The sequence below is a fragment of the Streptomyces phytophilus genome (assembly GCF_013870535.1).
Lineage (GTDB): Bacteria > Actinomycetota > Actinomycetes > Streptomycetales > Streptomycetaceae > Streptomyces > Streptomyces phytophilus.
In genome coordinates this window covers 1-3,369 of the sequence record NZ_JACBXC010000659.1, presented here as the reverse complement: position 1 = coordinate 3,369, position 3,369 = coordinate 1, and the positions used below count along the sequence as shown (strand labels likewise).

Genomic DNA, 3,369 nt, shown 5'->3' with positions numbered 1-3,369 from the left:
GAGCGTGCGTGGCCGTAGCCGGCGGTACGCCCGGTGCGTACCCGACGAGAGGTGGCCGCCCGTGAAGTTCGGGGTGTCGACGTTCCTGACCGACGAGGGCATCGCGCCCGCGGTGCTCGGGCGGGCCCTGGAGGAGCGCGGCTTCGACGCGCTGTTCGTCGCCGAACACACCCACATCCCGGTCGAGCGGGTCTCGCCCCTGCCGGCGGGCGGGGAGCTGCCGCGGAAGTACTACCGCACGCTCGACCCGTTCGTCGCCCTGTCGGCGGTCGCGGCGGTGACGCGGGACCTGCTGCTCGGCACCGGCATCGCGCTGGTCGTGGAGCGGGATCCGATCATCACGGCGAAGGAGGTCGCCACGCTCGACCTGATCTCGGGCGGCCGGGTGGCCTTCGGCGTCGGCGCGGGCTGGAACCGCGAGGAGATGCGCAACCACGGTACGGAGCCGGGCACCCGCGGGCGGCTGCTGGACGAGCGGATGCGCGCGATGATCGCGCTGTGGACCGAGGACGAGGCGGAGTTCCACGGCGAGTTCGTCGACTTCGACCCGGTCTTCTGCTGGCCCAAGCCGGTGCAGCGCCCCCATCCGCCGGTCTACGTGGGCGGGGGTGGCGAGCCGGCCTTCGCCCGGGTCGCGGCGTACGGCACGGCGTGGCTGCCGAGCCGGGTGCCGGCCGGGGAGCTGGGCGGGCGGATGCGGCGGCTGCGGGAGGTGGCCGGCGACGTGCCGGTGGTGCCGTACTCCGCGTCGCACGAGCCGCAGGCGCTTCAGGCGTACGCGGAGCTGGGCCTGGAGCGGGTGCTGCTGGACCTGCCGACGCTGCCGGAGGCGGAGACGCTGCGGATGCTGGACGAGCTGGCGGCGGCGGCCGGGGCGTACCGCTGACGCGGCGCCGGCGCGGTCAGCGGGTGAGCCAGGCGCCGAGGCGGGACAGCCGGGGGATGTGCTCGCGGTAGTCGCGGCTGTTGCGGTCCAGCGCCTCCAGGAGGCGGGCGGAGCGGTGTTCGGTGTCGAGTTCGTCGAGGATGCGGTTGACGTCGGCGAGCAGCGCGCCGTAGAGGAACCAGTTCTCCTCGTCGCGCCCCACGGTCTCCAGCAGCAGGGTCTCCACCCGGTCGCGTACGGCATGGGCCGCCACCAGGTCCGCCTCCAGCCGGCCGGCGGCGGTCTCGGCGCTCTCCGAGACCTCCGTCGAGACCAGTTGCGCGAAGCTCACCAGCGCGTCGCCGAGGTAGCCGAAGAGGTCCTGCAGCGCGGCGCCCGCGTCGCGGGGGAAGAGGGTCTCCCCCTTCCCCCGGGCCTTCGCCAGGTCCGCGAGGCCGCGGGTGAGGACGCGCAGCACCACCGCGCAGACCTCCAGCGTGTCCAGCCCGGTGCGCAGCACGACCCGGTGCATCAGGCCCTCGCTCACCCGGGGGTTGAGCCGCAGGCTGTCCTCGGCGCGGCGCAGCGAGGTGTCGACCTCGCCGACGAAGTCGTCCAGCTCGCGCGCGGTGTGCAGCCGGTCGGCCGCCGCCGAGGGCGTGGTGACCTCGGTGAGCTGCTCCGCGCTGCGCAGCATCAGCCGGCGCATGCGGCGGGCCAGGTCCTCGATGGCGTCGCCGGCGCTCTCCACCCACACCGGGGGCGCCAGCACCAGGTTGAACGTGAGGCCCACCACGGCGCCGGTGAGCGTCTCCAGGATCCGCGTGAACGCCGTGTCGCCCACGTGGCTGACGCCGAGGACGAGCATCGCGCTGATCGCGACCTCGGGCACGAACTCGCTCACCCGCACGATGCGGCCCGCGATGAGCGAGCTGAGGATGATCAGCCCGAGGCTCCACCAGCTCAGCCCGACCAGCGCGCTGAACCCGCTGGCGATCAGCACCCCGACGACGACGGCGGTGACACGCCGGATGCCGGTGGTGAGCGTCGCGTAGAAGGTCACCTGGACGACGAGCAGCGCGGTCAGCGGCGCCGTCAGCGGCTTGGCGCCGCTGGTGAGCTGGAGGGCGACGACGTACGCGAGGGTGGCGGCCATCGCGGCGCGCATCGTCTGCGCCACGGCAGGCGCGCGGAGCCGCTCGGTGAGACCGGCCAGGCGCGGGCGGTTCCTGTCGGCGTCGGCTGCGTAGGGCTTCAGCGCTGCTCCCGGTGGCGTCGCGCCCGGAGCGCCGCGGAGGTCCGCCGCGGCGCCGGTGATCACGCACAACGTCTCACAGAGAGCGCCCCCGCCCGCGGTACGGAGCCACCCCCTCGGGTCCGGGTAGGCCGAGGGGGTGGCGTGGGGGGTTCCGGCGGGGTCAGCCGCCGGCGGTGAGGACCGGGGTCTGCCAGGTGCGCCACTCGGCGAGGTTGCCGGGCTTCTTCGGCGAGATCCGGAACACGCCGGGGGCGCTGCCCGTACCGCGCAGGAACGTCGCGATGCTCTGCTGCAGCGGGCCGCGCCACTCGGACCGGGAGGCGCAGTGGGTGCCGTCCTGCACATCGGACCAGTAACTGATGTTCTGGCCCGCGCCGAGCGCCTTGTAGACCTCGGCCCCGCCGAGGGCCGCCACACTGCCGGACCGGGCGCCGAGCCAGTCGACGTGCGGGTTCTCCATGAGGAACAGCCCGCGGGGTGCGATCATGCCGACCATCTCGTGGGTGTCCACCGGCAGTTGCGCGGGGTTGCCGGTGTACGAGCCGAAGGCGTCGCCCAGCCACGGCTGTTCCGAGTACCCGCTGCTCAGCGGCTGGGCGCCGCTCTCCCGGGCGACGCTGCGGAGGGCGGGGGCGCCCGCGGTGCCCGACTCGATGGGCATCGTCAGCGCGATGCGCTGGTCGAACGCGCCGGCCACGAACGCGCCCTTGCCGAACCGGGAGCAGCCGGTGACGCCGGTCGCGTCGGCCCGCAGCACGCTGCCGTCGGACTGCTCGATGACGTCGATGATCCGGCTCACGCCCCAGGCCCAGGCCATGAGCAGCCCTGTGCTGCTGGAGGAGCCGTAGACGCTGTAGAAGGCGCCCTGCTTGTTGTTGCGCGGGGTGCCCTCGCGGCCCACGGCGTACGGGTCGAAGTTGACGACGGCGGCGCCCGCGGCCTTGATGGCGGCGGTGTCGGCGCCGAAGCCGCCGTAGACGACGACCGCGGGGAACGGTCCGGTGCCGCCGGGCAGCTCGACGCGCGCCGAGAAGTTCGCGCTGCGGCCCTGGTCCGAGACGTTCACGGTGATCTGGGACTGCGACACGCTGCCGGTGACGCTCGCGGGCCTGGCCGGCTTCTGGCCGTAGACGGTGCGCTCGGCCAGCTCCCTGATCTCGGCGCGGCGGCAGCGCCAGTCGGACGTGGTGGTGACGCGGGTGCCGTCGAGCTTCGTGAAGGGGTCGGGCAGCAGGGATTCCGAGGG

General features: G+C 74.0%; 3 protein-coding genes. 1 reads left to right on the top strand and 2 read right to left on the bottom strand.

What is annotated here, in order from left to right:
• The first annotated feature begins 61 nt into the window (after nucleotides 1–61).
• The gene (locus H5J30_RS23075) at nucleotides 62–886 is read left to right on the top strand and encodes an LLM class F420-dependent oxidoreductase (protein ID WP_181789297.1); all 825 of its coding nucleotides are present in this window, start codon (nucleotides 62–64) and stop codon (nucleotides 884–886) included.
• Nucleotides 887–902: 16 nt separating this feature from the next.
• Here the strand turns inward: H5J30_RS23075 and H5J30_RS23070 are convergent, their stop codons facing one another.
• Both H5J30_RS23070 and H5J30_RS23065 read right to left on the bottom strand, forming a co-directional pair.
• Nucleotides 903–2,186 carry an FUSC family protein gene (locus H5J30_RS23070; protein WP_181789296.1) on the bottom strand — a complete coding sequence of 428 codons (1,284 nt, stop codon included), beginning with the start codon at nucleotides 2,184–2,186 and terminating at the stop codon, nucleotides 903–905.
• A gap of 97 nt (nucleotides 2,187–2,283) precedes the next feature.
• Nucleotides 2,284–3,369, bottom strand: a 1,086-nt coding sequence (locus H5J30_RS23065; protein WP_181789295.1) for a glucuronyl esterase domain-containing protein, incomplete at its 5' end; no start/stop codon positions are given.